We start from the raw sequence: 730 nt of genomic DNA, 5'->3' as shown, positions 1-730 counted from the left end.
TGTAGCCCATCGTCGCGTCTAAGAATAATGCGAAAAATTCATTCGAGACATCGTAAATAGACTGCGATTCCTCGTAATACGGTTCCAATTTCGTCATGCTCGCTACAAAACCTTTCGTCCTATTCAACGCGAGCATACTAACCGACCGGTCAACGACCGGCGATCCGGGCACCGGTGAGTCGTTAGCGTCGCTCAGTAGGAGTAGAAGCCCCGGCCCGTCTTCTTACCGAGCCGGCCCGCCTCCACCATGCGCAGCAACAGCGGCGGCGGGGCATACTGCGGTTCCTTGAACTCCTCGAACATCTTGTCCGCGATCAGCTTCAACGTGTCCAGGCCGACCAGGTCGGACAGCCGCAGGGGGCCCATCGGATGCGACAAGCCGGCCACCACGGCCTTGTCGACGTCTTCGACGGTGGCAAAACCGGCTTCCACCATGCGGATTGCCGACAGCAGGTACGGCACCAGCAGCGCGTTCACCACGAAGCCGGACCGGTCGGAGCAGCGCACCACCTGCTTGCCCAGGACCGCGCTCGCGAACTCCTCGGTGCGCGCGGCGGCGGCCTCGTCGGTGACCAGCGTGCTGACCAACTCGACCAGCGGCAGCACCGGAACGGGGTTGAAGAAGTGCAGACCGAGCACGCGCTGCGGGTTCTTGGTGGCCGCGGCGATCTTCATGATCGGGATGCTGGAGGTGTTGGAGGCCAGCACGGCGTCGGGATCGGTGATAACC

The 730-nt window shown here is 62.2% G+C and carries 1 protein-coding gene and 1 pseudogene; both read right to left on the bottom strand.

What is annotated here, in order from left to right; genetic code table 11:
* Nucleotides 1-97 (bottom strand): annotated as a pseudogene (locus A9W96_RS31360) (class I SAM-dependent methyltransferase); the annotation flags it as partial.
* A gap of 95 nt (nt 98-192) precedes the next feature.
* The coding region (locus tag A9W96_RS10555; RefSeq protein ID WP_231999650.1) for a 3-hydroxybutyryl-CoA dehydrogenase at nt 193-730 on the bottom strand (538 nt) is incomplete at its 5' end.

The sequence above is a fragment of the Mycobacterium sp. 1245852.3 genome (assembly GCF_001669335.1).
Taxonomy (GTDB): Bacteria; Actinomycetota; Actinomycetes; order Mycobacteriales; family Mycobacteriaceae; genus Mycobacterium; species Mycobacterium europaeum_A.
Note: the sequence above shows the minus strand (reverse complement) of the source record. Positions and strands in the feature narration are given on the sequence as shown.